Source organism: Gordonia sp. 852002-10350_SCH5691597 (assembly GCF_001665715.1).
Lineage (GTDB): Bacteria > Actinomycetota > Actinomycetes > Mycobacteriales > Mycobacteriaceae > Gordonia > Gordonia sputi.
The window spans coordinates 1-4,419 of sequence record NZ_LZMO01000012.1; the positions used below are offsets into that span (position 1 = coordinate 1).

The 4,419-nt window shown below is 65.6% G+C and carries 4 protein-coding genes and 1 pseudogene; all 5 read right to left on the reverse strand.

Translation table 11 applies throughout. From position 1 onward, the window contains the following. Nucleotides 1-200: pseudogene (locus A5777_RS00700) on the reverse strand (UDP-N-acetylmuramoyl-L-alanyl-D-glutamate--2,6-diaminopimelate ligase); the annotation flags it as partial. A 146-nt stretch (nucleotides 201-346) separates the two neighbouring features. Continuing rightward, entirely contained in the window at nucleotides 347-2,293 is a 1,947-nt protein-coding gene (locus tag A5777_RS00705; RefSeq protein ID WP_064861288.1) for a peptidoglycan D,D-transpeptidase FtsI family protein, read from the reverse strand. 21 nt (nucleotides 2,294-2,314) lie between these two features. After that, entirely contained in the window at nucleotides 2,315-3,190 is an 876-nt protein-coding gene (locus A5777_RS00710; RefSeq protein ID WP_064861289.1) for a hypothetical protein, read from the reverse strand. Continuing rightward, nucleotides 3,187-4,197 (reverse strand): 16S rRNA (cytosine(1402)-N(4))-methyltransferase RsmH, encoded by a 1,011-nt coding sequence (gene rsmH / locus A5777_RS00715; RefSeq protein WP_064861290.1) that lies wholly within the window; start codon nucleotides 4,195-4,197, stop codon nucleotides 3,187-3,189. The genes A5777_RS00710 and rsmH overlap by 4 nt, the downstream gene beginning before the upstream one ends. A gap of 4 nt (nucleotides 4,198-4,201) precedes the next feature. Beyond that, on the reverse strand, nucleotides 4,202-4,419 hold a 218-nt coding region (locus A5777_RS25145; protein WP_231894898.1), incomplete at its 5' end, for a hypothetical protein.

The following is a 4,419-nucleotide window of genomic DNA, read 5'->3' on the forward strand; positions in this document are numbered from 1 at the left end:
CGGCCACCCGGCAGCGCCGCGAACAGGTCGCCCGCGACGATGTCCTGCGCACGCAACGACACCCCGGACACGGCGGCGTCGGCAGGCACCGTCCCGATCAGATCGAGGCGTGCGCCGGTGGCGGTCGAGAGCACGGAGACGGCCGTGGGCTCGACGTGAGTTGGTCTGTTCAGTCCTGCGGACCGGCGATTCGACGCCATGATGCGATCGCCTCCCTCAGCAGTGGTATCGGTGTCGCGTGTTCGCGCCGGTGCGGCTCGAACCCGGGTGTGTGCGGATGCTCCACTCTCCGGAACGCACTCACGATACCGTCAGGGCAATTCGTGAGGGCGCGCCCATCGGCAAATCAGCGCGCCTCGAGCTTGATCCACGGTGTGGGTGTGGGAGACAGCGGCACTTGCTGACGCTGCAAAATCCACGAGGCGATCGTTCCGTACAGCGGCGCCGCCGACTGTCCCCCGCTGCCGTCGGAGCTCCGCTTGGGGTTGTCGAGCATGATGCCCACCACGAAGCGTGGGTTGTCGGCGGGCGCAATGCCCGCGAACGTGATGTTGTAGCTCGAGTTCGAGTAGCACCCGCAGGCCGGGTCGACCTGCTGGGCCGTACCCGTCTTGCCCGACATCTGATAGCCCGAAACCGCACCCTTGTAGCCCGTTCCCGACTGCACGCCCATCGGGTCCTCCTGGAAGACCCCGCGGAACATATCGCGGACCGTGTGCGCGGTCTGCGGACTGACCACTCGGATACCGGCGGGCCGATCGGCATCTTCGACGTTCCCGCCGTCGTGCTGCTCGGACTCGAGAATGCGCGGTGGCACGCGGAGCCCGTCGTTGGCGATCGCCTGATACATCGCCGTCATCTGCAGGAGCGACATCGAAAGACCCTGCCCGATGGGCAGATTGGCAAACGAACCACCCGACCACTGACTCAGTGCGGGAACCGCTCCACCGCTCTCCGCCGGAAGTCCGACGCCGGTCCGCTGCCCGAGCCCGAAACGCTTGACCATGTCGGCGAATCGTTGTTCACCGACACGCTTGGCCAGCATCAGGGTTCCGACGTTGGATGACTTACTGAAGATTCCCGCCGTGGTGTACGGCTCGACGCCGTGCGACCACGCGTCGTTCACGGTGACACCGGCCATGTTGATACTGCCGGGCACCTGCAACACCTCGCCCGGCGTTGTCAGCCCGTATTCGACGGCGGCCGAGGCGGTGACGATCTTGTTCACCGAACCCGGCTCGAACGGCGAGGTGACAGCCGGGTTGCCGAGGTCGGCCTTCGTTTGTTCCGACAGCGGCTTGGACGCGTTGAAGGTGCCGTCGTTGGCCATCGCGAGTACTTCGCCGGTCTTGGCGTCGAGTACGACGGCCGACGCCGACTTCGCTCCCGACGCCTGCTTGGCCTTGTTGACCTCGCTCTGCACGAACCACTGGATGTCCGAATCGAGCGTCAGTTTCACCGTTGCACCGTTGATCGCGGGGTGCACGTTGCGTGTACTTCCCGGGATCACCGCGCCGTCGGAGCCGCGGTCATAGGTCTTCGAGCCGTCGGTCCCGGCGAGTACCGAATCCATCGACGCTTCGAGACCGATCAGCCCGTTCCCGTCGTAATTGACGTCGCCGACGACGTTCGCTCCCAGCGAGCCACCCGGATAGAGACGGATCGCCTGCGGGTCGGCACCCACCTCGGGATAGTCGGCGACGATCCGTGCCGCGACCTCGGGGCTGACCGACCGCGCAAGGTAGACGAAGCCGTCATCGCTTGTCAGCTTCTTGTGCAGATCGTCGGAACTGATCGACCCACCGAGCGCCGACGACACGCCGTCGGCGATCTCCTTGAGCCGCTTGTCGACGTCGGGGTACTCCGGATTCTTTTTGTGCTCGGCCTCGATCGACTTGCGAACTGCCTTGGGCAGGAACGTGAGTGACCGCGCCTCGTCGGTATAGGCGAGGGGACGTCCGTTGCGGTCGAGGATCGCTCCGCGCTTGGCCGTCAGCACCTGGGTGTACTCACGTTGCTGGGCCGCTTCTGCCGAGATCGACGACGCCTCGATGGTGTGCACGACGATCATCCGGATCGCCACCGCCAACACCACGAGGAGGATGACGACTCCCACAGCGTGACTACGGAATTCGAAGGTGAGGGGACCTCGTCCCGGACCTCCACCGCGGCCCCCGGTACCCGATCCTCCACTCCCCGATCCGCCCGCGGAAGTGGGACGTCGTCCTGACCGGGACTGCGCAGCGGGCGGGTCGAAACGCTCACCGATCCGCTGAAAACTGGCGCGTGTCATGGTTGTCAATTGTCCACCGCCCTAGCGGGCTCCCGCCGAATTTGCGCTCGGCGGGTTGCCATTCGTCTGAGCCGTGGGCGCGACATTCGGATTGGGCGCGGCAGCGGCTCCCGGCGCCGGAGCATCGGCGCGTGCGGGAGCGTTGGCACTCTGGTTCTGGGTCGGCGCAGTGTTCTGCCCGGGAGTCGTATTCTGGTTCGGCGCTGGCGAATTGGTTGAGCCGGAGGAGTTCGTATCAGCAGACGAAGTGGCATTCGAGTCCGAAGCGCCTGCGCCCCCGAGACCCATCGAATCGCTGACCTTGCTCTTGTCGATCTTGCTGGTGGGATCGGGCTTGTCGTCGGGGTTGATCGTCCCCATCGGCTTGCCGGACGCGGGTTCGGGATCGCCGAGCACCTTGGGCTTGCCGTTGGCGCCGACCACCATCCGGGCTGGATTCTGAACCGGGATCATTCCCAATTTCGCTGCCTTGTCGGACAATTCGGGCGCAGAGTCGCCCGACTCGTAGCTGCGCTTGAGACTGTCACGGCGGTCGACGAGCGACTGATTGGCCTTGCGCTCGATTCCGAGTCGGTAAGAATCCTGAGCAGCCTTCGTCGACAACCACAGGCTCAACCCCAAACCGACGACAAGCAGAGCGAGGACGGGCACCACGAACGGAACCGACCGTGCACGACTGAACAACGAGCCCTGTCGTACGCCCGAATCGAGGCCACCGCGCGTCGACGTAGAACCCTGCGCCACAACGCGATTGCGACGCCGGTCGAGCGCGCGCTGCGCCGCCCGCGAGCGGTTGGCTCGCTCCGATTCGAGATTCTCCCGGCGTGGACGACGGGTTGGCGTTGCGGTACCAGCACCTGCACTGTCGGCGACGGTGCGGTCGTCGAGCACTGTCATGACCGATTCCTCTCAACACGTTCGATGGCGCGGACCCTGACCGGGGCCGACCTCGGATTCTCGGCGAGCTCGGCCTCGCCAGCCTGCTCGGCACCTCGGGTGATGAGCTTGAATTGCGGTGCGGTTCCGGGCAGTTCGACCGGAAGGCCGGGAGGCGACGTCGAGGTGGTGCGAGACGCGAACTCACGCTTGACGATTCGGTCTTCGAGCGACTGGTAGCTCATCACCACCACACGTCCACCCACCGATAGCGCATCGAGTGCCGCAGGCAACGCCAGGCGCAGGGCGTCGAGTTCGTGGTTCACCTCGATCCGCAATGCCTGGAACGTGCGTTTCGCGGGATGCCCACCCGTCCGACGTGTGGCCGCAGGGATTGCGGCATAAAGCAATTCGACGAGCCGCCCACTCGTGGTGAAGGGTTCGGTCTCACGGGCCCGCAGAACGGCGGATGCAATCTTGCCCGCGAAGCGTTCTTCGCCGTACTCCGACAGCACGCGCGCGAGGTCGCCGTGCGAATACGTGTTGAGCACGTCCGCCGCGGTCAGGTCGTCGTCCGGATTCATCCGCATGTCCAGCGGGGCGTCGACGGCGTAGGCGAATCCGCGATCGGCGCGGTCGAGTTGCATCGACGACACACCGAGATCGAAGAGCGCACCGTCGATGTGGTCGACGCCTGCGGCCGCGAGAACGTCGTCGATGCCGTCGAATCGAGACTGGTGAAACGAGATCCGGTCGCCGAAACGAGCGAGGCGATCGCGCGCGATGTTCAACGCTGACTCGTCACGGTCGATGCCGATGACGCGTGCGTCGTCGAATTCGGTGAGGATCAGTTCGCTGTGGCCGCCCGCTCCCAATGTCGCATCGACGAACACCGGACGCTCGGCATCCGAGAGGTCGTCACCGGTAGCCGTCAATGCCGGCGCGAGAAGTTCGGTGATCCGCCGTGCCATGACGGGCACGTGGCCGAATTCTCCGGAACGACGTTCGCCGTCGTGTGGCGCGTTCACCGAATCACCTCCCGACGCGTGCTGTCTGCACGCCCGACCCGTTGCGGCCACGCACACTCATCTCGAATCCCTGACACAGACGCTGGTTGCCCCGATCGGGCTCGCCATGCGTCACGGTGCCGGGGTTGCCCCTGCCGTGACTGCGACCGACGCACATACGAATGCCGTGCGTCGCAGGCTGTGTCGGGTTGTCTCGCCGGGTGAAGCGGGGTCCCGGTCCGG